The sequence below is a fragment of the Thermorhabdus hydrogeniformans genome, from assembly GCF_049310025.1.
In the GTDB taxonomy this organism is placed as follows: Bacteria; Bacillota; Thermosediminibacteria; order Thermosediminibacterales; family Tepidanaerobacteraceae; genus JBJYKD01.
The window spans coordinates 138,608-161,035 of sequence record NZ_JBJYKD010000001.1 but is presented as its reverse complement, the minus strand read 5'-3'; the positions used below and the strand labels follow the sequence as shown (position 1 = coordinate 161,035).

The following is a 22,428-nucleotide window of genomic DNA, read 5'->3' as shown; positions in this document are numbered from 1 at the left end:
TCCGGCGTGCCGGTTTCTTTGTGGACACATTGTTTACATATTTTTCAGCACGTCCTCAAGAGGATAATAGGGCAGATTGTGAGCGGCGGCTACCGCGGCGTAGGTTACCTTGCCATCCAGCACATTAACCCCCCGGGCAAGGGCCGGATCTTCAGTGATCGCCTGTTTCCAGCCCTTGTTGGCTATTCTAAGCGCGTAAGGAAGTGTGGCGTTGGTCAGGGCTAGGGTTGATGTGCGGGGAACTACGCCCGGAATGTTGGCTACGGCATAATGCACGACTCCGTGTTTTACGAATACGGGGTCCGCATGAGTCGTGGGATGATCTATGGTCTCCACACAGCCGCCCTGGTCGATGGCCACATCAACTATTACGCTGCCGGGTTTCATGTTCTTAACCATTTCTTCGGTAATGAGTTTTGGGGCTTTGGCTCCCGGTATTAAAACCGACCCCACCACCAGATCTGCCTGGCTTACGGCTTCGAACAGGTTAAACCTGTTGGAATAGAGGGTTTCGATGCTGTTGCGGAAAATATCTTCAAGATAGCGGAGCCTGTCGATGTTCACATCGATAACCGTAACCCTGGCGCCTACACCCACGGCCCTTTTAACAGCACTGGTGCCCACGGTACCGGCGCCGACCACAACCACCGACGCCGGGGGGACGCCGGCGACGCCGTCCAGCAATACGCCCTTGCCGCCGTGAATTTTTTCGAGATAAGTGGCACCTACCTGCACAGCCATGCGGCCCGCAATCTCACTCATGGGTGTAAGTAGAGGGAGACTCCTGTCAGCTTTTTGCACGGTTTCATAGGCTATTGCCACCACTTTTTTGTCCATCAAAGCCTTGGTCAATTCCGGTTCAGGAGCCAGGTGGAGGTATGTGAAGAGTATCAGGCCGGGTCTGAAGTACCTGTATTCCGAGGGGAGAGGTTCCTTGACCTTAACTATCATGTCACTGCTTGCCCACACATCGGCGGCACTGGGGACGATTTCCGCACCGACAGCCTTGAAGCTGTCATCGGAAAAACCTGCACCTTCACCGGCGCCTTTTTCAACCAGGACCCTGTGGCCGGCCGCTATAAAGGCGTCGGCACCGGCAGGGGTCATGGCGATGCGGTTCTCCTGGGCCTTTATCTCTTTTGGAACACCAACTATCATTTTAATTTGCCCTCCTTTTTAAGTTTTAAAAAGCTGTTTCTCTATATTTAAAGTTAAGCAAAAATTGTGCCAGGCGCAGGGAAGGGCGGTGCTCTGTCAATATGGGAATAAATTTGCGTCAAAAATTTTTATAGGGTGGAAACATTTCGTTCCAGATGGAAATCATTTTAACGATATCCCGTATTTTTTTATTTTTTTGATCACTGTCGTATGGGAAACCCCGAGAATTTTTGCGGCTTTTCGGGCGCTTCCTCCCTGGGATAGGGCCCGAATAAGCGATTCCTTTTCCGTCTCCTGGACGGCATCTTTCAGATGAAAGTATTTCTCCGCGGGAGACGATAAAAAGGAAGGGGCATTGATTATTATATCATTGGGCTTTATGATAAAATCCCTGGCCAGATTCATGGCCCTTTCCATCACATTTTCCAGTTCTCTGACATTACCGGGCCAGTCATACTGCATTAAACGATCCAGCGCCTCGGGCGATATACCCTGTACGCTCTTGTTAAGCCTCTGATTAAATTTGGAGATAAAATAATCCACCAGCACCGGTATATCTTTTTTGTGTTCTCTTAAAGGCGGCAGATAGATGGGAATTACGTTTAACCTGTAGAACAGGTCCTGCCGGAAATCCCCCCTTACTATCATTTCTTCCAGCGGGCGATTGGTGGCGGCAATAATCCTCACATCCACCCGGTTTTCTTCCAGTTCTCCCAGGCGGCGGACGCTGCCTTCCTGCAACACCCTTAGCAGCTTCGCCTGGATGTAGGGTGGTATTTCTCCGATCTCATCGAGAAAAATGGTGCCGTGATGGGCGAATTCAAAAAGCCCCGGCCGGCCGCCGCGCCTTGCACCGGTGAAGGTGCCGTCGGCGTAACCGAAGAGTTCGCTTTCCAGAAGCGTGTCCGGAATGGCGGCGCAGTTGACTACCACAAAGGGGTGATCTCTCCGCGGGCTGGCCATGTGAATGGCTCTGGCGAACAGCTCCTTTCCGGTGCCGCTTTCGCCCCGCAAAAGTACCGTGGAATCCCCGACCGCTATGGTTTTGGCCATTTCGACAATTTCCTTCATCTTCTTGCTCTCATGTATAATGTCGTCGAAGGTGACCATCACCGGCCTTGTCAAGGAGTGGGCCAGGCGGCGAACCTCCGACATCTTATAAATCGTTAAAACCGAACCGGAGGGTCTGCCCGTATCGTCAAAAACGGGCTTTGAATTTATCATCAGCTTCAGGCGGCCTTTGGAAGTCTGGGCGCTCACCTCTTTTTGTTCCAGCATTTTCCCTTCCCGCAATTGTTTTAAAATCTCTGCGGGTAAATTCAAAACATCCGGCAAAAGTCTGCCCACGGGAGAAGATTCTAATCCAAGGAGCTGCGTTGCCCTGAGATTGCATGTGGTAATTACAAGATTTCCATTCACGGATAGTATACCTTCCTGAACCGAATTTATGACCGTTCTGAGCTGTTGCTCAGCAAGCTCGTGAGGCATCCACTCAATGGGGGTGACTTCCAGCACATCCTTAATTGAGGATATATTTTCCAGTATAAAATGCAGCTTATCGCTGGAAACCGGTTCTACCTGAAGGTATATTTCTCCGGGCCGCACCGACAGGGATAAAATATTGGCTTGGCCCATTGCTACTACTTCGGATATATCCTTCACCATACCCACCCTGTCGTTAAAACGAATCCGATACCTGAACTTTTTCAAATTTATCCCCCCCCCGGATAAATCATACATCTTAATATTCGACATTTTCCTCAAATTATCCTGCCCCGGTGGAAACTATGGAAACAAAAAGTTCCATCTGAAAAGACAGGAACTTAATAATATATTAAGAATATTCACGAACATAACAATTGCGGGTTTTCGCCAGACTCTCAGCCGTGAAATCTGGTATATATTTTGCGCGACAAATGTAATATAATAAAAAGACCGATACCGCTTTAATTTTTGGCTTTCAGGTGGGGTTAAAGTTTTAAATTTGTTAGGGGGTGGGATTTGAGATTTATTAATTCCCAAAATAATATATGGTGCAAGAAATTTTTAAAAAGAGTATTTAGGAGGTATTTTATGGAAGTACTGGAAAAATTTTTAAAATCAGTGAGTAATATAGTATGGGGGCCGCCCATGCTGGTTCTTCTGGTGGGCACTCATGTTTTTTTAACTTTCAGGTTGAAGGGCATTCAGCGTTATATATTTAAGGCGATTAAGCTTTCGCTTACGAGGACTTCGGAAGGCGAGGGTGATGTGAGCCATTTCGGCGCTCTGACCACCGCTCTGGCGGCTACGGTGGGCACCGGAAACATCGTGGGTGTAGCCACCGCCGTAGGTTGGGGGGGACCGGGGGCGGTTTTCTGGCTATGGATTACCGGCGTTTTCGGTATAGCCACAAAATATGCGGAGGCCCTGCTTTCGGTAAAATACCGCACAAAAAACTCCCTGGGGCAGATGGCCGGCGGTCCCATGTACGTGCTGGAACGGGGCCTTGGCATGAAATGGCTGGGCGTCATCTTCGCGCTGTTCACCGCCATCGCAGGTTTCGGTATTGGGGTTACGGTTCAGGCCAACTCGATTTCAGATATGGTAAGAACAACTTTTAATGTTCCTTCATGGATTACAGGTCTTATAATAGCCGTGCTGACCGGCATAGTCATCATCGGCGGCATAAAGAGCATAGCCCGGGTTTGCGAGGCTCTGGTGCCGTTTATGGCAATAATATATATACTCGGATGTTTGATTATACTTGCTATGAACGCAGCGGCTATTCCGGGCGCCATTGTTACCATATTGAAGAGCGCTTTTACCGGCCAGGCGGTAACGGGAGGATTTGCCGGCGCCACCGTTATGCAGGCCATCCGCTACGGTGTGGCCCGCGGCCTCTTCTCCAATGAGTCCGGTTTGGGCAGCGCACCCATAGCGGCGGCCGCGGCCCAGACCCCAAACGCCGCCCGACAGGCCCTGGTCCAGATGACGGGTACTTTCTGGGATACTGTTATCATTTGTTTGATGACGGGCCTGGTGCTCGTTACCACCGGCAGCTGGGAGACCGGCCTTAAAGGAGCCGAGCTTACTAAGACAGCCTTTGAGCATATTCCCGTGATAGGTCCCGTTACTCTCACCATAGGCCTTTTGACCTTTGTGTATTCCACCATTCTCGGCTGGTCCTATTATTGCGAAAAAGCCGTAGAATACCTTCTCGGCACAAAGGCCGTAACGCCCTATCGCTGGTTGTGGGTCATTGCCGCCTTTGTGGGATCGGTGACCAAACTCGATATTGTGTGGGGATTTGCCGATATATTCAACGGCCTCATGGCCATACCAAACCTGATTTCCCTAATAGCCCTCAGCGGAGTTCTTGTGATCGAGACCAGAAAATATATCTGGGAAGGAAATCTGGAAGCTGAGGATAAATCCATACTGACAGCGAAATAAAAATTCGGGCCGGGATTTACCGGCCTTTTTGTTGTCATGCGTGTTCTGCAGCCCTGCTTTATTTGCCGGCAGATAAAAGACCTGAAATGTTGAATCTGTCAAACGGCTGATTCGGAGTTTAAAAAACAGCTTTATAGAGGAAAAATTGAGCGGGATGTAGAATCTTTAAATAGTGAGGTGAGGGCGCATGGCGGTTGTTGTGGGTTTTGCCGGATTTTCCGGCAGCGGCAAGACCACCCTTCTGGAACAGATAATTAAAAGGTTAAAGACGGAAGGCATGAAAGTAGGGGTTATAAAGCACACCCATCACCAAATGGAGCCGGGTCAAAAGGATACGGGCAAATTTTTCCGGGCTGGAGCCGACGAGGTTGTCGCGGCGGGCAAAGACGCAATGCTGAAGATTTCGAGGCAGATGGAAGAAAAATCCCTTTTTCAAATAATACAGGAAATGGCCGCGTGTGACATAATCCTGGTGGAAGGTTACAAGGCGGCGAAAATACCAAAGATAATGGTCTTAAAAAAGGAGGGCATCGAGGAAGGCTTTGACCTCCTGCATGATGAAAATGCCATGGCCGTGGTTATAGATGAAAAGAAAATTACAGAGACCCTAAAGCGCCATTTTGCCGCCGTAGATGTTAAAAAAAGCGACGAGCGGTGCGGCACAGGTCTCAGGTTGGAGATTAAGGGCCGCTCGATTCCCGTTTTTTTATTTTCGGATGTGGAAGGAATAACGGGGTTTATAAAAGAATTTTTATATAAGAATTAAATAGAGTGAAATAATAATAAAGACTCTGGTATAATTGCTTTAGAAGGCGGATAAAAATCCTGGAGGTTTATGGGGGCATTCTGATGGAGCCAAAACGCAATGAGGATGCGGATTTTTGTGATGCATTTTGTCTGGATGAAGACAAGGTAAAAAGGCTTATGGGAACCGTTCCTGAGATGTCGGCCCTGGCGGAACTCTTTAAGGTGCTGGCGGACGAGACCCGGGCCAAAATTCTATATATTTTATCAAAGGAGGAACTGTGTGTTTGCGATATTGCCACAATATTGAATACTACGGTTTCCAACGTTTCCCATCATCTGAGGCTCCTGCGGGCCTCCCACCTGGTGAAATTCCGGAGAGAAGGGAAACAGGTGTATTACACTCTTGACGACGATCATGTGGTCCACATCATCGGTGAAGGCTTTGACCATGTGAACCACGTCAACAGAAAGATTTAGAACTCTCCCGCATATGGTATAATAAAGCCGGGAGGGATTTTTTTATGTTTAATTCCGAAAAAATATCCTCTTTTCCCGAAAAACCCGGCGTTTATATCATGAAGGACAGGAGAGGGAAGGTAATATATGTGGGTAAGGCCGTTTCTTTAAAGAACCGGGTGCGGTCTTATTTCCAGTCTTCCAAAAACCTTCCGCTGAAAGTGGCCTCTATGGTCCCGAAAATAGAGGATATTGAATACATCGTCACAGATTCCGAGGTGGAGGCGCTTATACTCGAGTGCAACCTAATAAAATTCCACCGCCCAAAATACAACATCCTCCTCCGGGACGACAAACAATACCCTTATATAAAGATTACTTTAAATGAACCGTTTCCCCGTATTCAGGTGGTTCGGAGGGTGAAAAAGGATGGAGCCAAATATTTTGGCCCTTATGCCGATGCCGGGGCCATGAGAGACGCCATTGATGTAATAAGGAAGATATTTCCCGTTCGGGCCTGCAAGAAGGATTTAAGCGAACTTCCGCTGAAAGAGCGACCGTGCCTCAATTTCCACATTAAGAGGTGCCTTGCGCCCTGCCAGGGAAATATTGATGAAAAGGAATATAATGAAATAATAAAGAACGTCATGATGTTCCTGGAAGGCAAGCAGGAAGCCCTTATCGCTCAGTTGAAAGAGAAAATGGAAAAAGCCGCGGAAAACCTTGATTTTGAATGGGCGGCGGTCCTCCGGAACCAGATTGTGGCCCTGGAAAAAGTCCGGGAAAAACAGAAAATAGTGTCCACGAATCCGGTGGATCAGGATGTCATTGCCATGGCCCGGGGGTTTGATACGGTTTGCATTCAGGTGTTTTTTATCCGGGAGGGAAAGCTGGTAGAACGGGAACCCTTCATATTAAAAAATACCGATGGAGTGGAGAGAAAGGAGATAATGACTTCTTTTGTCAAACAATTTTACGACGGCGCTGCTTTCATACCCAGGGAAATTATTGTTGAAGAAGAAATAGATGACATCAAGACTATCGAAGATTGGCTTTCCCGCAAAAAGGGTTCGAGGGTGAGCATAATAGTGCCGCGGCGCGGTGAGAAGAAGCAGCTGGCCCGGATGGTGGCGGAAAACGCCAGGAGCTTCCTTGATCAAAGGGAGAGCATAGAAGACAGGGAAAAGTTGAGGAATAAAAAGGCCCTGGAAGAACTGAAGATTTATTTGAATCTTGAAGATGTGCCTAACCGGATTGAGGCTTTTGACATTTCCAATACCCAGGGCACAGAATCGGTGGCCTCTATGGTGGTTTTTGAAGAAGGCATGCCGAAAAAACAGGATTACAGGAAATTCAAGATTAAGACGGTGGATGGGCCCAATGACTTCGAGAGTATGAAGGAAGCGGTTCTCCGCAGGTTTAAGCGCGGTATTGAGGGAGACGAAAAGTTTAAGGATTTTCCGGACCTGCTCCTCATAGACGGCGGAAAAGGCCAGCTAAAGTATGCCAGGGATGCGCTTGGGGAATTGAACCTTTCTCATATTCCTACAATAGCCCTTGCTAAAGAATTCGAACACATCTTTGTGGAGGGAAAAGACGATCCTATTATATTACCCCGGGATTCAGAGGCCCTTTACCTGCTCCAGCGGGTGAGGGACGAAGCCCATCGTTTTGCTATCAGTTTCCACAGGAAGCTCCGGAGCAAGCGAAACCTTCACTCGGTCCTGGATGATATACCCGGCATAGGGAAGACCCGCCGGCTGGCTTTGCTGCAGGTATTCGGCGGCATAGAAGGTATAAAAAAGGCTTCGGTGGAGGAGCTTTCCAGAGTGCCGGGGATGAACACAAAAGCCGCTCAGGCGGTGTATGATTATTTTCATAAAAATTAGACTCATATGTTTCAAAAATAACTGTTATAGCATATTTTATACATTAGGAAAGATTGAATGAAATGGAGGGGAAAGTGGTGGACGTGGTCAAAGTCGTAACAGTGCTTTCTGTAGTCATAGAATCCCTTACAAAGACCATACTGCTTGTATGGGGCATAATTTCAAAACCTATGGCGGAGTGGTCTGAAGAAGAACGAAGAGACGTAATAAATACGGTTATATCGGTCATTATAGCCGTCGGTGTAAATCTTGATATTTTCGCTCTGGCTGGAATACCGTTCAGGATTTCCGTCTTGGGCCCGATGTTTACAGGGCTTATATTTGCAAGGGGCGCCGGAGTGATCAATAATATTCTTGATATAATCTATTACGCAAAAGTATACAGAAGAGATAATGTTAAAATTCAGCAATAGGGCCTGCTACTTGAAGCAGGCCCTTTTAATATCCTTATAAATTACTGGATATTAACCTTTTTCTTACCGCCTTTGCCATTGATCTACTGATAAAGCTATGGAATAAAATGTGGTATAATTTGTTTACATAACGGCATAATTCGCTTATAAATAAAAAAATAAAAAATTAAATAAAGATAACGATATATTCAACAATGTATGCCATTCAATGGTATAAAAGTTGCATTAATTAAATTGTTCGAGGGGGTGAAATGGGTGAAAGACCGGCTGGTAAAGTTGATACAAACTGAAGACAAGAAAAACCCTTACACCGATGACCAGCTGGCGTCGCTCCTTGGCACCAGGCGGGATGAGGTAACTATTTTGAGAGGGGAACTGGGGATCCCCGATTCAAGGGAAAGGCGGAAACCCCTTTTAATCAAAGCTATTTCGGAAATACTTTATCAAAACGTTAAAATTTCGGATAGGGAATTGACCAGGGAAATAAATAAGCGGGGATTTTATGTTTCCCGGTTCATAGTCTCACAGTTAAAAAAAGAAATAAAACAAAATATAACGAATATTCAAAACAATTTATCCAAAACAAATCGGTACAGCATTGAACCCGTCAAGCACACCGAGAATAACAGGTCGAACAATTACATTTCGTCAACGGCTTTTGAGAGAATTATAGGCTTTGACGGCAGCCTGAAGCCCCAGGTCCAGCAGGCCAAAGCCGCAATACTGTACCCGCCTCACGGCCTTCATACATTGATACTGGGGCCGACCGGGGTGGGGAAAAGCAATCTGGCGGAAGCTATGCACAGTTTTGCCGTTGAGATTGGGAGGTTGCCTTCAAACGCTCCCTTTGTGGTTTTTAACTGCGCTGACTATGCGGAAAATCCCCAGCTTCTTTTATCCCAGCTCTTCGGACATGTAAAAGGGGCATATACCGGCGCCGATTCAGCCAAAGAAGGATTGGTTGAGAAGGCTAACGGAGGAATTCTTTTTCTAGACGAGGTGCACCGCCTGCCGCCCGAAGGGCAGGAATTGCTTTACTTTTTAATGGATAAAGGAAAATTCCGGCGGTTGGGGGAGACGGAAAATGTAAGAAGCGCCAACGTCATGATTATAGCCGCCACCACCGAAGATATAGAATCATCACTGCTTCTAACATTTCGCCGCAGGATTCCCATGATAATCGAGCTTCCGCCCCTCTCCGCCAGGCCTCTTGTAGAGCGATATGAAATCATAAAGGAGTTTTTCAGCAAAGAAGCGGACAGAATAGGGGTTAAGATAAAAGTAACCCAGGAAGCCTTGAGGGCACTGCTGCTCTACGATTGTCCGGGCAATATCGGCCAGCTCAGGAGCGATATCCAGGTAGCGTGTGCCAGGGGATTTTTGACTTATGTGGGAAGTCAACAGGAGCACATAGACATAGACCTGATAGATTTGCCAACTCATGCCAGGAGGGGATTGCTCAAGATCCAGCAGCGGAATCCAGAGGTGGAAAAATTTCTAAAAGGAGATTTTATTGTGAGCCCGGGCGAAATGCCCACAAAGATTATGCCCAAAGAAGACCTTTATATACTTCCTCAGGAGATATATCAGTATATAGAGCAAAAATATCAGGAATTACAGGAGCAGGGATTAAGCCAGGAAGTGATAAATAGAGTTATAGGCGGCGAACTGGAAATTAGGTTCCAGCAGCTGGTTAGACAATTTGAAACAAGCCATCAAATGCTGGCAAAGCACGATCTTGTTGGAATAGTGGGGCATAAGATTGTTGATATGGCAGAAAAGATGACAAAAATAGCGGAGAGAAAGCTGGGCAGAATGGACAACCATCTGTTCTACTGCCTGGCCATACACTTGAGCGCTACATTGGAACGGTTACAGCAGGGGAAGCCCATTATCAATCCTCAACTTGAAAAAGTAAAAAATGAATACAGGCTTGAATACAAAGTGGCAGAAGAGATGGTACAAGTGATAGAAAGCTCTTCGGGATATAAAATGCCTGATGATGAAATCGGGTTTGTGGCCATGTATCTTCGCACCATAACACATCCTGTGGATTTCAAAAAAGGGCGCGTGGGGGTAGTGGTCTTGACTCACGGCCATGTTGCTCAGGGTATGGCCGATGTGGCAAACCGCCTTCTGGGAGTAAATCATGCTGTTGCAATAGAAATGTCCCTGGACGAAAGACCCGAATCCGCCCTTCAAAAGGCCTTGGAAGTAGTAAAGAAGGTCGATGAAGGCAAAGGTGTTCTTCTACTGGTGGATATGGGTTCACTTATAACTTTTGGAGAAATAATCACCCAGAAAACAGGGATTCCCACCAAAACGGTCGGGCGCGTGGATACCATAATGGTGCTGGAAGCGGTGAGGAGGGCGATTTTACCCGATACCACATTGGATGAAATTGTGGAGAGTATAGACAAAGACAAAGTAGGGCTTGGCAGGTTGATACCAATTGAAACTGTCCGGAATGAAGATAAATGCGCCATCCTCACCGTATGCATAACCGGAGAAGGCACGGCCATCAAGCTTAAAAGCCTTATTGAAAAAATGATTCCGGATATACGTGAAAGAGCTGAAATAATTCCTGTTGGGGTTATGGGAGATGAAGATATTAAATTTAAAATAGAAAAAATTAAAACGGAGAAAAACGTGGTAGCGGTAGTTGGAACGGTAAACCCCGAAGATTCCCGCATCCCCTTTATTCCTCTGGAAGAAATAATCAACGGTAAATCCGTTGGTAAAATAACAGAAATCCTTAAATTACGGGCCCACTCGCAAACGATAGATAGAAGGCACCCTGGTGTTTTGCCTTTAGCCGATGTGTTCTATGAAGATTTAATAGTCGCGCCTGCGGATTTTGGTACGAAAAACGAAGTCCTGGACGGGCTGGGGAACTTATTGATAAACAGCGGACATGTTAATGAAAAATTTTTGCTGGACGTTTACAAAAGGGAAGTAATGGGTCCCACCCTGTTTGAAAATAATGTCGCCATACCCCACGGCAGCCCCGAAAACGTAATAAAACCTGCGATTGCCGTAGCAATTTTAAAAAATCCCGTGGCATGGGCGGCAGAAAAAGAGGCAGAAATAGTTTTGATGATGGCGCTAAAACAAGATTCAAAAGATATTATTAGAAGTTTGTATTCTTTGATTGAAAATCGAAGTTTTATTTTGAAGTTAAAGCTTTTGTCTACCTCAGAAGAAATAAAAAAAGTTTTTTTAGAAAGTCTTGTGAGTTTAAACTAAATCTACCACAGGTATTGGAATGGTATTTGCTTATTATATGTCAAAGAAAATGAAATAAACAAATGATTTTGTGCATTAAAAGTGCAATTTAATTTTGATAGGGAGGATAAAATAGTGAATATACCAAGTTTCCAATTAGAATTCTACAGGCCGAAAGTTGAAGAAATCAGTACGAAAGAGCAATTATTGAACGATATGGGGGAATATCTTCATAAAAGAGGATACGTTAAAAATACATTTGCTAAAGCGGTTATCGAGAGGGAGAAAATTTTTCCTACGGGTTTAAAAACACTAGATATAAATGTTGCCATACCACATACGGATGCGGAACACGTAATCAAACCTGCCGTTTTAATATCTATTTTACCAAAACCGATTAGTTTTAATCTCATGGGAGAAAGCGAAAAAGAAATTCCTGTTAATATAGTATTTATGTTGGCGCTTGATAATCCTTACAACCAGCTTTTACTATTACAACAACTAATGAATTTGTTTCAAAAGGAGGGATCTTTAAAAGCCATTTTACAAGCAAGTGACTTTGAAGAAAGTAAAAAACTTTTAGAAAAGGAGTTGGTGAATTTCTGATTTAATAATTTAGATTTTTTATAAATTTAGCAAATACATTTTCCTTAACTTGATCTATTTAAACGTTTTTAAAAATTTTTAAATAAAGGGGATTTTGATATGGCTAAAAAAACTATTTTGATTGCTTGCGGAACGGGCATTTGCACCTCGACGATGGTGGCAAAAAAACTAGAAGAATCTTTAAAGAAAAAAGGAAAGGATAAAGAAGTTAATATTGTTCAATGTAAAGTGGCTGAATTAATATCAAAAGCAGCAGATGCGGATTTAATAGTATCTACGACTACCGTTTCCAACCAGATTTCCACACCTGTTATAATGGGTACAGCGTTTTTAACGGGGATAGGTGTAGACAAGGTTACAGATGAAATTATTTCAAAATTAGGTATTTAACTAATTTAATCTTTAAGATATTTTAAAAATTAAACAAAAGGAGGAAATAAAATGGAAATTCTTAATTTTATTGTGGGTTTAGGGCCTAGTATAATGATGCCCATCATCTTGACAGTTCTGGGTGTATTATTGGGAGCAAAACTCGGCAGGGCAATAAGATCTGGATTAACCGTAGGAATTGGTTTTATTGGGCTTAATCTTGTTATTGGAATGTTAGCGAATAATTTGGGGCCGGCTGCTCAAAAAATGGTTGAAAGAACGGGCCTACAATTAACGGTTATTGATGTTGGTTGGCCTGCGGCGGCTGCCATATCTTTTGCTTCAAAAGTAGGAGCTTTAATAATTCCATTAGGATTGGTAATAAATATCGTAATGCTTGTAACAAGGACCACAAGAACAGTTAATATTGACATTTGGAATTATTGGCATTTTGCCTTCACAGGAGCGTTAGTGAGTGCGGCAACGGGTAGCCTGTTTTGGGGTATGGTTGCTTCCGGGCTTGATATGATAATAATTATGGTGCTTGCAGATTTAACAGCACCGAATGTAGAACAATTTAATGGTCTTCCTGGCGTTTCTTTACCACATGGTTTTTCAGCGGCTTACGTACCTATAGCTATTATATTAAATAAACTTATTGATTACATTCCTGTTATAAAAGATATAAAAGCTGATCCTGAAACGCTGCAGAAGAGATTCGGCATTTTTGGCGAGCCGATGATTATCGGCAGTATATTGGGCCTAGTAATGGGGGTTCTAGCTGGTTACGATTTAAAAGGAGTTTTAAATATCGGTATTACAATGGGAGCTGTTTTGGTACTAATTCCGAAAATGGCTGCAATGCTCATGGAGGGCTTAATACCTCTTTCAGATGCGGCACAAGATTTTATTCAAAGGCATTTTAAAACTCAGAGTAAAGTGTATATTGGTCTAGATTCAGCAGTCGCTATTGGACATCCTGCCGCTATGGCCGCATCTTTAGTTTTAGTTCCCATTACTATATTATTGGCCGGCATATTACCCGGCAACAGAGTTTTGCCTTTTGCAGATTTAGCCGTTCTGCCCTTCATGTTATGTATGATCGTGCCTGTAACTAAAGGAAATGTGTTTCGCACATTAGTTATAGGCTTTATCACAGTAGCCGTTGGGCTATTAATTGCTACGAACATGGCTCCTTTGCATACTCAACTAGCTATTGACGCAAAATTTGCAATTCCTAAAGGCGCAACTATGATTGCTAGTATTTGCGATGGAGCAAATCCGTTAGTCTGGGTTATCCTCAAGATCATGCAAACAAAAATACTTGGCTTTGCTATATTGGCAATAGTTGCAATTGGCCTCGCTATTTACAATTATAAAATAGGCCAGGAAATTGGAAAAAGCGCTTCAGTTTAATTTATTGGGAGGAATTAAAGTGTTATTAAAAGAATTAAGAGAAGAAGTTTTAAAAGCTGCAAATAAATTGATATATTACCATCTTGTTACTTTAACAGGTGGCAATGTTAGCGGTAGAGATACCGAAACTGGCTATATAGCAATAACACCGAGTGGAATAGAATATGAAAATTTAAATCCAGAAGACATCGTTATTCTTGATTCGCAAGGAAATATTATCGATGGCAAATTGAAACCTTCGGTTGATACAAAGGTTCATCTTTATATTTACAGACATATGCCGCACATTAATAGCGTAATTCATACGCACTCCATTTACGCAACTTGTTTCGCGGTGTTAAATAAACCTATTCCCGCTGTTACTACAACTTTAGCAAACGCGGTGGGCGGTGAAGTGCCTGTAGCAAGGTATACACCGGTTGGGGACGACAATATGGGGCCTGCTATTGTAGAGGCTATAGGAGATAAACTGGCTTGTCTCCTGGAAAACCACGGTGTAATAACCATCGGCCCAAACATTAAGGCTGCTTTAACCGCTGCAGTTATGTTAGAAGACGTGGCCAAAATATGTTGTTTTGCAAGTGGAATGGGTAACCCCAAAGTACTCCCCGATAGCGAAATAAAAAAAGCAAGAGATTTATATTTAAATATGTATGGTCAAAGGTGAGAAATGATTAAAAATTTAGATAACATAATTATACAAGCAGGTAAGGAAACGATAAAAGAGATGACTTCTAGGAATCAAGGCATGTAATGTAAAGGAAATGGGCGGGTGAGCCCTGTGCTGAGAGTCTAGGCCTACTACTATAAAGTTGTTGACTGCAGACAGATATTTGCTAAACTAATAGCTTGGATAATACGAAGACTATGGATGAACCAGATGAGGAAAACGTTGCATAAAATTTCGGGGAAGTTATCCTAATTCGATATGTTGTGTCGTCACTGCACATGAGTCCCCAAAATTTCATAGATGTATCTCCTGATGGTTTCGGCGGATTTTTTTAAAGCCTGTTTTTCGGCTGCAGAAAGCGGAGGCATCAGGACCTTTTCAATACCGTTTTTATTGACAACACAGGGCAGGCTCATATATACGTCTTCAATTCCATCCAGGCTTTCAATATATGTGGAAACGGTCAGTATGGAATTTTCATCCCTGAGTATGGATTTTACTATTTTTGCTATGGCGAGAGCAACGGCGAAGCTTGTCGCTCCTTTTTTTTCTATGACCTTGTAGGCTGAGTTCCTGACTTCACTTTCAATTTCCTGCTTTATATGTGGATTGCAATTTTCCATATATTTTTCGCAGAATTCATCAAATCTAATTCCCATTATATTGGTCAGGCTCCAGGCCGCCACCTGTGAATCCCCATGTTCGCCGATTACGTACCCGTGGATATTCCTGGCATCCACATGAAGACCGGCCGCCAGGGCGGAACGGAAACGGGAACTGTCCAGGACGGTCCCGGAACCTATCACGCGGTTTTTGGGAAAACCGGACAGCTTCATGGCGGCGTATGACAGTACATCGACGGGGTTCGTAACCACCAGCAAAATGCAATCTCCGTTATATTTTACAATCTGGGGGATGATTTCTTGAAAAACCTTAAAGTTTTTGGCGGCAAGGTCCAGGCGTGTTTCACCCTTTGCTATGCTTGGTCCTGCGGAAATTATTACTATCTTTGCGCTTTTTAAATCGCTGTAATCACCGGCATAGATTTCCATAGGGTGAACAAAGGACATGGAATGGACAAGGTCGAGGGCTTCCCCTTCGGCTTTGTCCCTGTTTTTATCTATCAAAACCAATTCCGAAGCAATGCCCTGCAGCATCAAGGCAAATGCCGCCGTGGAGCCTACGATGCCTGTACCTACTATTCCAATTTTCATCTTAACCACCTTCCCGAGCAAAATAAAACTTTCCCTGCTTTTAATATTCCAAAATTCGGGGGAATTAATTAAAAAACTTGTATCCATAAAAAGGTATTTCTGAAGAGTAAGCCGGGTGCGGTTTTTGATGTGAACCCTTGACTTAACCGTCTCAATGGTATATATTTTTTACTAGATTAAATCTTATCGTCCCGAAAAGTCTTTTTTCCCTGCCGTCAGCGAGCGGAGGCCGGTGGAAGCTCCGTGGCATAAAAAAGATGTGGCGCCGGGATGAGCGAAAGACAAAGTAAAACGGTCAACGAAAAAGCGGCAGGCTGAAAACCTGCAACTAGGGTGGAACCGTCCTGAAGAAAAGGACCCCTAGACCAGATTTCTGGTTTAGGGGTTTTTAATATATTGTTTTTGGAGCGTTGCTTTTGGTGCTGAAATTCCGGAAGTTGCAGCCTGCGGAAAATCTTTAAACATGAAATAATCAATTTTAAAGATTAATTTTAAGAAAGGGGAATTTTTGTGGCAGAAAGTGGAGAAAAGCTCATGAACAAGATCATTTCACTTTGTAAGCGCCGGGGGTTTGTTTTTCAGGGTTCGGAGATTTACGGGGGTCTTGCGAATACCTGGGATTATGGCCCTCTGGGCGCCGAACTCAAGCAAAATGTAAAGCGCATATGGTGGAAAAAGGTAGTCCACGAGAGGGAGGATGTGGTGGGCCTTGACAGTGCCATATTGATGCACCCGAGGGTGTGGGAGGCGTCGGGCCATGTGGCGGGGTTTAACGACGCGCTGGTGGACTGCAAACAGTGCAAATCGCGCTTCCGGGCGGACCACCTCATCGAGGACGCGCTGAACATGCATGTGGAAGGAAAAAGCGTTGAGGAGCTTTCCCGCATTATCCACGAAAACAGGATAAAGTGCCCCGTATGCGGCGAAGTGGCCTGGACCGACGCCAGGATATTTAACCTCATGTTCAAAACTCACCAGGGAGTTACAGAAGATTCAAGTTCTGTTGTTTACCTCCGCCCGGAGACGGCCCAGGGCATATTTGTCAATTTTAAAAATGTGCTGGACACCAGCCGTGTGAAACTGCCCTTTGGCATAGCTCAGATAGGAAAGGCTTTCAGAAATGAAATTACTCCGGGGAATTTCATATTCAGGACAAGAGAATTTGAACAGATGGAGCTGGAATTTTTCGTAAAGCCCGGCGAAGACATGAAATGGTTCGAATTCTGGCGGCAGTTTACCATGGATTTCTTCACATCAATAGGTGTAAGAAAAGAGAATTTACGATTGAGAGACCATGCACCCGAGGAACTGTCGCACTATTCTAAGGCCACCACCGATCTGGAGTACAGGTTCCCCTTCGGATGGGGTGAACTGTGGGGTGTGGCCAACCGGACCGATTTCGACCTCTCCAGGCACATGGAATACTCAGGCAAGACGCTGACCTACTTTGACCAGGAAGAGAATAAACATATAACGCCCTATGTTATAGAGCCTTCTTTAGGTGTTGACAGGGCCATGCTGGTGCTGCTGTGCGATGCTTACAGAGAAGAGGAGGTGGATGGAGAAACCCGCGTGGTGCTTGGGTTCCATCCGGAAGTAGCCCCAGTAAAGTGCGCCGTGCTGCCCCTCTCCAGGAAAGAACCCCTTGAGGAACTGGCGCGGAAGATATACCATGACCTGAAGAGATACTATCACGTCGAATATGATAACACCGGCAGCATTGGCAAGCGCTACCGTCGCCAGGATGAAATAGGCACCCCGTTTGCCGTGACAGTTGATTTTGACAGCCTCGAAGACCATAAGGTTACCGTAAGGGACAGGGATACCATGCGTCAGGACAGGATAGATATAGAAAAAATCAGGCTTTATCTTTCTGAAAAGTTCGGGTTTTAGTTAAAATAGTGCCACCGCATAAACTGCGGCGGCGTTTTTTTTAAAACTGACGAGTGAACAAGATAGTAAAAACATGATGATTTTTGTTGAAAAATATAGTAAAATTAACATGGACAGCCGGCGCTTTTACGATAAAGACCTGAAAATAAAAAAGTGCCATCACAATTTGCGAATTATGAAATTATTTAAATATACGGGAGGTTTCATCAATTATGAAAGACATTGTAATTTCAAGACTCGGCGAACTTGTGGAGGAACTGGCAAAAGAGGATGAACAGAAGAAAGCGTGGGAGGATTTTCTGGTAGATTTTGCCGGAGTGTGTGAAAAAACGAATTTTAAAGAAGAATTGAAAGCCCCTATTTCCAATCTCCTGCAGCATATAAGCGAAAAGGAACTATCAAACGGTATAGGACTTTTACATGCAAAGATAGAAAATTTTCCTGCAGTCGAGATTTATAAAGCGCTCACAGAAGTGCTCGGAGAAATGAATAGGGAAAATCAGATGCGGATAACAGAACTCCGTGATATCCTTGCCGAACTTGCCACTCCGATTATCCGGCTATGGCAGGATGTGCTTCTTGTCCCTGTAATTGGCACGCTTGACAGTCAGAGGGCACAGAGCATGGCTGAAAAACTTCTTGAAAGCACCGCCGCCACCAGGGCCAAAGTCGTAATTGTCGATGTGACTGGTGTGCCTATGATAGATACGATTGTCGGAGGATTTTTAATCGAAATGTTTTCCGCCGTAAAACTCCTTGGCAGCGATGTTATTTTAACGGGGATAAAGCCGGAGATAGCCCATACCCTTGTAAAGCTGGGCGTCGATTTTAATATGGTTATTATAAAAAGAGACCTGGAAAGCGCACTTAAATACGCTGTCAGCATTTCTAGTGAAGATACCGGAAGAAAACTGCTTAACCCAAAAAGAGGGAATGAAGATGAAGACTAGGGTTGTGCCGACAATAAAGCTTTACGATTATCTGATTGTCCCTATCCAAATTGAACTGGACGACGCCACCGTAGAAAAACTCCAGATGCAGCTGCTCAATGAGATAAATGAGAAAAATATTCGGGGAATAGTATTAGATGTCAGCATGGTGGATGTAATCGACAGCTACATATCATTTGTCCTTTCGGAAACCGCCGGTATGGCCAAAACTATGGGGTGCCATACCGTGATCTGCGGGATTCAGCCGCAGGTGGCGCTTACGCTGGCCCAGATGGGCGTAAAACTAAAGGATATTTTTACCACGAGTAGCCTGGAAGACGCTATAGATATACTAAACCGGCTTGATTAAATGTTCGACTGTTCTTTTAAGATGGAGTGATGATTATGCTTGATGTAAATCCTCAAGATTACGACATAGTTTTAAAGATAAAAGAGGAAAACGACATAGCCGTTTCCAGGCAGATGGCAAAAAGCTTTGCCCAGAAAAACAATTTTTCGCTCGCCGACGTCACAAAAATAGCCACGGCCGTATCGGAACTGGCAAGGAACATATATAGGTATGCAAAAGAAGGGTATATTTACATAAGAAAGAAAGAAACAGGACCTGATAAAGCCGTATCTATTGAAATTCTTGCGTGCGACAGAGGTCCGGGGATAGAAGATGTGGAACTTGCCGTGGTCGGCGGCTATACGACGTCCGAAAGGAGTCTGGGGCTGGGATTGTCCGGTATTAGAAGGCTTATGGACAGCTTCAATATAAAGTCTGAAGTGGGTAAGGGGACGGTCGTGGCTGTGGAAAAGAGGAGGCGGGGATTTTGAGAGAGGGGCTGAAGGTAGACATTGAGATGGAGGCGGACCTGTTCATTCTGGAGCATAAAATCAATAAGTATCTGAAAGAAAGCTATCCTGACATGCCTTCAGCGCCTCTTGTGGCTCTTGTGGCAAGAGAACTTGCCACTAATATTTTGAAATACGGTGGAAAAGGTTTTATTGCAGTAAAAAGAGAGGGAAATAAGCTGATTGTTGCCGCCGAGGACGAGGGCAAGGTAAATCGTGAAGGTGGAATTACTGAAGTCAAAAGCGGCCTTGGAATAGGGCTGGATGTTACTAAAAACAATAGCGAAAAGCTCGATATTGAACAAAAACCGGATGGAGGAATGTTTGTAAAGGCCGTTTTCAGTCTATCGCCACAGTGCAGGAAAAAAGGCTTTATCCTTCAGGTTGGAACGGCGTCAAAACCGCATTATTTAGAGGAAGATAGCGGAGATATTTGCATCTATAGAGAGATAGGAGGCAAATATTTTTTATTTGTGGCAGATGTCCTCGGCCACGGCAAAAGGGCCGGAGCGGTTGCGAAGGCGATTGAATTATATATGAAAAATTCTCATGAAATGCATATAGAAAAAATATATGCCGGTCTAGAAAAAATGTTGCGGGATACACGCGGCTGTGCGGCTTTTATAGCGCTTGTTTCCGAAAGCGGGATTGAGTATGTAAATATTGGCAATATAAAAGGTTGGCTTATAGATACCGGATCTGTGAGAAAATTAAAGGGCGTGCCGGGGATTATCGGAAGATTGCCCGTGAGCCTGAAAATATTTAAAGAAACCGTTTTGCCCGCAGGTTTTGTTTTGGTTGTGTGTACCGACGGTATAAAGAACCAGTTTATTCCGGCACCTGATATGAATTGGCTGAAGACGATGAACGCTCAAGGGACGGCGGAAAAGATAGTGCGGGAGTTTGCAATTGAAGAAGATGACGCAAGCGTTTTGGTAGCAAGAGGAGGGATAGGGCTTTGAAGGACTTAAGGTGTTTTGTTGGGGAGTATAAAAAATATCTTTCCAGGTTCATTTTAAGGGGCGGTCAGGACGACGTGCTGTTTGAGGCCTACCAGAATCTGATAAAACTTCTCGACGAGTCGTCTGCCCAGGCGGCAAACCTCCTGGATATTCACAACCAGGTTTTGAAAGATGTGCTTAATATAAGAAATGACAATGATATGGTCCAGTGGATATATATAGAAAGGGCCACGGAATTCCTCGCCCAGATACTTATTGCTACGGATGCCCTGCTTCTGTCTTTAAAAGAGAGTGTCGAAAGAGATCCTCTGACAGGACTTTATAACAGGCTGGCCATCGAAAAGACGCTGTCAAAGCTGTGGGCGAATGCTCAGACGACAAAAACACCCCTTACGGTGGCAATGCTAGATCTCGACAATTTCAAAGATGTTAATGACGCTTACGGCCATATGGTCGGAGATGAGCTTCTGAAAGAAATAAGTTCTATTATCAGGGATAGCCTGAGAGATGGAGACGCGGTTATGAGGTATGGAGGAGAGGAATTTCTGATATTATTGCCGGCAACGGACAGCAGCAGTGCGAAAAAACCGCTGGAGAGGATAAGAAAGCGAATAGAAGATAAAGTATTTACAGAAGCCGGGATAAAAATTACGGCAAGCATAGGTGCAGCGGTATATCCGGATAATCGCCCTTTGAGTATGGATGAAATAATAGAATTTGCGGACGCTGCGATGTATGAGGCTAAAGCAAGAGGGAAAAACAGGCTCATCTTTTACGGCCAGTTGAACGGCAAAAAATAGGTGGAGAGGTGTGCTTGAATGGAAGATTTTAAGGATAGACACATTACTCTGCCACAAGTTCCGCCGGATGCCGATTTAAGAGAAGTGGCGGGGAAATTGCTGGAAAGTGAAGGAAACCTGGTAATTGTGGGAAAAGAGGGAGAAGGTGCTTGGGGATATATTGGCTGCAAGTCGATAATAAAATGGCTTCTTATGGGAGATGAAAGTGCAAAAGTTAAGGCCGGAGACATTGCTGTTTTGATAAAAGACGAGGATAAAGTGGAATTGACCGAAGATATAGAGGGCATTGTTGAAAGAATAAGTAAATGTGGAGAAATGCCGGTATTTGCAGGCGAAGGTGGAAGGATAGCGGGCGGCCTTTCCATGCAAAAGCTGATAGCCGAGCTTGCCAGGTCTCACAGTGAAGAAAAGCAAAAGAGGATTGATGTAGAGCATTTGATAGACATGATAATAGATATACTGCCTTTTGGGATTGCACTGGTTTCTAATGAAGGTGAAGTCATAAAGGCTAATGAGCTTGCAAAAAAAATAATGTTAGAAAATACTATAGGTGCCGAAGAAATGAAGGCAATAATAAAAGGTAATTACCACAGCAGGGTATTCATAAGTAAAATGGGAACTTATTATAAAGTTACTGCAACTGTTTTAAAAGAGTCAAATTCCATTCTTGTTGTTTATATAGATGTTACAGCTGAGTACACCCTGGTGGAAAAACTGAGAAATACCCAGGGGGAAGTGGAAACGGCTTTTTCGATAATGCTTCCGGACCAGCGCATAGAGGTGCGGTTAAAATCGATAGTAGAGTATATGGACGAATACGACGAAAGTACCGGTATGATAAAGATAAACGGTGTGATCAAACAAGGCTGTTACAGGCATGTCGTAAACATGCTCAAATTGATAGCAGATGCCTTTAAGCAGGGGCTGATGGAGCTGCCGGGCATGGATAAGAATACGCTTGTTCAGGCCACCATTCTGCATGATATCGGGAAGGTGCAGCCGGATTTAAAGATAGGAGATACAGTAAATCCAAAAGAAGCATTTGAGCAGGGCTTTCTCCATGCATTTCGGGGAGCTTCTTTAAGCAAGTCGCTGTATGACATAAACGATAAAGTATATTATCTGATAAAGTATCATCATCACACGGAGAATGAATTGCCGGCCGATTTTCCAGATTACCTGCTGCCCATGCACAGGTTTTTCAGATTGATTGACGGTCTATCCGCAGGAATTACCCGCAGGGGTTCAAAAGTTTCGATGAAGGTAAAAGGCACAAGAATTTATGTTAAAGAAGAGAGCAGCTTTCCATCTTATAATCAGGAGATAGAGATGGATATTTATATGGGATTCTTCGTCAGCCGTAAGTTGTAAAGGGCTGGGGAATTTTG

At 44.3% G+C, this 22,428-nt stretch carries 20 protein-coding genes and 1 pseudogene; 18 read left to right on the top strand and 3 right to left on the bottom strand.

Annotated elements, in window-relative coordinates; translation table 11 throughout:
- Positions 1-33: 33 nt before the first annotated feature.
- Complete coding sequence (gene ald / locus ACKX14_RS00740; protein WP_422443673.1) at positions 34-1,158, bottom strand: alanine dehydrogenase; 1,125 nt, start codon at positions 1,156-1,158, stop codon at positions 34-36.
- Positions 1,159-1,320: 162 nt separating this feature from the next.
- Positions 1,321-2,868 (bottom strand): sigma 54-interacting transcriptional regulator, encoded by a 1,548-nt coding sequence (locus ACKX14_RS00735; protein ID WP_422443672.1) that lies wholly within the window; start codon positions 2,866-2,868, stop codon positions 1,321-1,323.
- Positions 2,869-3,231: 363 nt separating this feature from the next.
- Here ACKX14_RS00735 and ACKX14_RS00730 point away from each other — a divergent pair, with 363 nt between their 5' ends.
- The 11 genes and pseudogenes from ACKX14_RS00730 to ACKX14_RS00680 all read left to right on the top strand — a co-directional run.
- Positions 3,232-4,593 carry an alanine/glycine:cation symporter family protein gene (locus ACKX14_RS00730; RefSeq protein ID WP_422443671.1) on the top strand — a complete coding sequence of 454 codons (1,362 nt, stop codon included), beginning with the start codon at positions 3,232-3,234 and terminating at the stop codon, positions 4,591-4,593.
- 187 nt (positions 4,594-4,780) lie between these two features.
- Positions 4,781-5,359 carry a molybdopterin-guanine dinucleotide biosynthesis protein B gene (gene mobB, locus ACKX14_RS00725; RefSeq protein WP_422443670.1) on the top strand — a complete coding sequence of 193 codons (579 nt, stop codon included), beginning with the start codon at positions 4,781-4,783 and terminating at the stop codon, positions 5,357-5,359.
- An 83-nt stretch (positions 5,360-5,442) separates the two neighbouring features.
- Positions 5,443-5,817: an ArsR/SmtB family transcription factor gene (locus tag ACKX14_RS00720; protein WP_422443669.1), complete on the top strand. Its 375-nt coding sequence runs from the start codon at positions 5,443-5,445 to the stop codon at positions 5,815-5,817.
- Positions 5,818-5,861: 44 nt separating this feature from the next.
- Positions 5,862-7,685: an excinuclease ABC subunit UvrC gene (gene uvrC, locus ACKX14_RS00715; protein ID WP_422443668.1), complete on the top strand. Its 1,824-nt coding sequence runs from the start codon at positions 5,862-5,864 to the stop codon at positions 7,683-7,685.
- A 77-nt stretch (positions 7,686-7,762) separates the two neighbouring features.
- On the top strand, positions 7,763-8,098 hold the full coding sequence (locus ACKX14_RS00710) for a hypothetical protein (protein WP_422443667.1): 336 nt from the start codon (positions 7,763-7,765) through the stop codon (positions 8,096-8,098).
- A 255-nt stretch (positions 8,099-8,353) separates the two neighbouring features.
- Entirely contained in the window at positions 8,354-11,344 is a 2,991-nt protein-coding gene (locus ACKX14_RS00705; RefSeq protein WP_422443666.1) for a sigma 54-interacting transcriptional regulator, read from the top strand.
- A 114-nt stretch (positions 11,345-11,458) separates the two neighbouring features.
- On the top strand, positions 11,459-11,929 hold the full coding sequence (locus tag ACKX14_RS00700) for a PTS sugar transporter subunit IIA (RefSeq protein ID WP_422443665.1): 471 nt from the start codon (positions 11,459-11,461) through the stop codon (positions 11,927-11,929).
- A 99-nt stretch (positions 11,930-12,028) separates the two neighbouring features.
- Complete coding sequence (locus ACKX14_RS00695; protein ID WP_422443664.1) at positions 12,029-12,319, top strand: PTS sugar transporter subunit IIB; 291 nt, start codon at positions 12,029-12,031, stop codon at positions 12,317-12,319.
- Between the two features lie 51 nt (positions 12,320-12,370).
- Complete coding sequence (locus ACKX14_RS00690) at positions 12,371-13,714, top strand: PTS galactitol transporter subunit IIC (protein ID WP_422443663.1); 1,344 nt, start codon at positions 12,371-12,373, stop codon at positions 13,712-13,714.
- A 19-nt stretch (positions 13,715-13,733) separates the two neighbouring features.
- Positions 13,734-14,381, top strand: coding sequence for an L-ribulose-5-phosphate 4-epimerase (locus ACKX14_RS00685; protein WP_422443662.1), 648 nt, complete (start codon positions 13,734-13,736; stop codon positions 14,379-14,381).
- Positions 14,382-14,525: 144 nt separating this feature from the next.
- Positions 14,526-14,636, top strand: a pseudogene (locus tag ACKX14_RS00680) (hypothetical protein); the annotation flags it as partial.
- Between the two features lie 17 nt (positions 14,637-14,653).
- Here ACKX14_RS00680 and ACKX14_RS00675 read toward each other — a convergent pair.
- Positions 14,654-15,598, bottom strand: a complete 945-nt coding sequence (locus ACKX14_RS00675; RefSeq protein ID WP_422443661.1) for an L-lactate dehydrogenase — start codon at positions 15,596-15,598, stop codon at positions 14,654-14,656.
- Positions 15,599-16,132: 534 nt separating this feature from the next.
- On the opposite strand from ACKX14_RS00675, the gene ACKX14_RS00670 reads away from it, so the two are divergent.
- The 7 genes from ACKX14_RS00670 (at position 16,133) to ACKX14_RS00640 (ending at position 22,411) form a co-directional block, all read left to right on the top strand.
- Positions 16,133-17,491 (top strand): glycine--tRNA ligase, encoded by a 1,359-nt coding sequence (locus ACKX14_RS00670; RefSeq protein WP_422443730.1) that lies wholly within the window; start codon positions 16,133-16,135, stop codon positions 17,489-17,491.
- Between the two features lie 212 nt (positions 17,492-17,703).
- Entirely contained in the window at positions 17,704-18,441 is a 738-nt protein-coding gene (locus tag ACKX14_RS00665; protein WP_422443660.1) for an STAS domain-containing protein, read from the top strand.
- Complete coding sequence (locus ACKX14_RS00660; RefSeq protein WP_422443659.1) at positions 18,431-18,790, top strand: STAS domain-containing protein; 360 nt, start codon at positions 18,431-18,433, stop codon at positions 18,788-18,790. The genes ACKX14_RS00665 and ACKX14_RS00660 overlap by 11 nt, the downstream gene beginning before the upstream one ends.
- A 35-nt stretch (positions 18,791-18,825) precedes the next feature.
- The gene (locus ACKX14_RS00655; RefSeq protein WP_422443658.1) at positions 18,826-19,260 is read left to right on the top strand and encodes an anti-sigma regulatory factor; all 435 of its coding nucleotides are present in this window, start codon (positions 18,826-18,828) and stop codon (positions 19,258-19,260) included.
- Positions 19,257-20,240, top strand: coding sequence for a SpoIIE family protein phosphatase (locus ACKX14_RS00650; protein WP_422443657.1), 984 nt, complete (start codon positions 19,257-19,259; stop codon positions 20,238-20,240). Before ACKX14_RS00655 ends, ACKX14_RS00650 begins: the two co-directional genes overlap by 4 nt.
- A complete protein-coding gene (locus tag ACKX14_RS00645; RefSeq protein ID WP_422443656.1) occupies positions 20,237-21,040 on the top strand; it encodes a GGDEF domain-containing protein in 804 nt (267 codons plus the stop codon). Before ACKX14_RS00650 ends, ACKX14_RS00645 begins: the two co-directional genes overlap by 4 nt.
- A gap of 18 nt (positions 21,041-21,058) precedes the next feature.
- Entirely contained in the window at positions 21,059-22,411 is a 1,353-nt protein-coding gene (locus ACKX14_RS00640; RefSeq protein ID WP_422443655.1) for an HD domain-containing protein, read from the top strand.
- The last annotated feature ends 17 nt before the right edge of the window (positions 22,412-22,428 follow it).